General features: G+C 30.9%; 1 protein-coding gene and 1 tRNA gene. Both read left to right on the forward strand.

Features of this window, described 5'->3' with window-relative positions:
• The first annotated feature begins 101 nt into the window (after positions 1–101).
• Positions 102–731 (forward strand): acyltransferase family protein, encoded by a 630-nt coding sequence (locus tag FHL05_RS12915; RefSeq protein WP_420838745.1) that lies wholly within the window; start codon positions 102–104, stop codon positions 729–731.
• Positions 732–786: 55 nt separating this feature from the next.
• Positions 787–870 (forward strand) — tRNA-OTHER (locus tag FHL05_RS12325).
• Positions 871–1603: the final 733 nt, after the last annotated feature.

Consider the following 1603-nt stretch of genomic DNA (forward strand, 5'->3'; position numbering starts at 1 on the left):
AGTCTCTGAAGCGGATCCACCGAGGGTTCAAAGGACTCCAGGACACCTTGGAAGCATCATTTATTTAAGTTAGATACATATTATATGTACGAAGACATTTCATTTACACAAGATTCTGGACGCTACCTTTCTTTAATCTATTACATGTAAATATGTATTTGCAAGGCGGAATTTACCTTTTATTGTTTTTTATTAGTCAATTTGTAAATTTCCCATATTTCTTAGCACAAACTTTCACTTGGACCATATGCTTTTATATGGGTTATTTAATTAATAATATCAAGATAGAAAATAGGGGCAAGAAAATTCTATTAATTGCTTTTATTGTTATATTTTTTATAGGAATCGTGCAACAATATTTTGCTGGTGGTAATTGGTATAACACCAACTTATTAACAAAAAGTAATTTTTTGACAAAACTTACATCAATACCACTTATATTGTATTTATTCTCAAGATTGCCCAAAAATAAGCTTTTTAAATATTTTGAGAAGTATGGAAAATATTCATTAATTATTTATCTTGTTCATGCACCCAGCACCTCAATACTCAGAGTTATACTAATTAAATTAGGAATAAGCAACTATTTTCTTTTAGTATTCTTAATAACTGTTATTACTTGGTACGTGTGTTTATTTGTGTGTTTATTAGCTAAGAAATTCACAATTTTCAATTTCTTATTTTGGCCTTATAAGTATCTAAACTTTCACCAACGAAGCATCTACAGATAAAGTTGATTCCGATATGAAATAGCAATTTATAGCTGGCCCTTAGTTGGGCCTTCATGCGAGCGTAGTTCAATGGTAGAACGGTTCCTTTAATTCAAGCATAACCTACTTTTCGATGCAGGTTCGATTCCTGCCACTCGCATTGACCAGTCAGGATGTCATGAAAAGCTAAGGGTCGGGATTACTTATAATTTATTTCTCATTACTGAGAAATAAATTAGGTAGCGTCAAGAATCTTGTGTAAATGAAATGCCTTCGTACATATAATATGTATCTAACTTAAATAAATTATGCTTCCAAGGTGTCCTGGAGTCCTTTGAAAGGGATTTTTTATTTGTCTAAAAATAATCAAAAAAATCATTGCATGGTAGATTGCAAATTTAATTCAATTATTTTTATACAAAAAAACGCTAGTCAATTAAGACTGGCGAGCAAGTTTACTCCCACATAATTTGTTTGTACGGATGGTCCGAAAATGGTCCGGTTTATATAAAGTCTATCGGTATACATCGTAATAAAGTGTTTCTAAAAAGACTATAAAACGGGTATTTTAAAAGTTATCGTAATTCATAGTTGTTTATTTTTGTTCCCAATATGCCCAATATTGAGTGTTTCACAAATTGAATATTTCATTATCGATAAGCGAAAAAGTAGGGGGCGTTAATCATTTGATTAACGCCTTTTTTCATTTTCAAACTAAAAAGGTACGACATAGACCCATGAAAGTCTATATCGTACCTTTTTATAATTTAGGCTGTACGATAAATAAAGTTGATAGGTATTTTGCCATCAACTTTATTTTTGTATACCATTTATTAGTAATAACCATTTAAGAACACCAAAAAAGGACACCATTCATGCCCTTTAGATGTTCG

The sequence above is a fragment of the Companilactobacillus halodurans genome, assembly GCF_009600995.1.
Lineage (GTDB): Bacteria > Bacillota > Bacilli > Lactobacillales > Lactobacillaceae > Companilactobacillus > Companilactobacillus halodurans.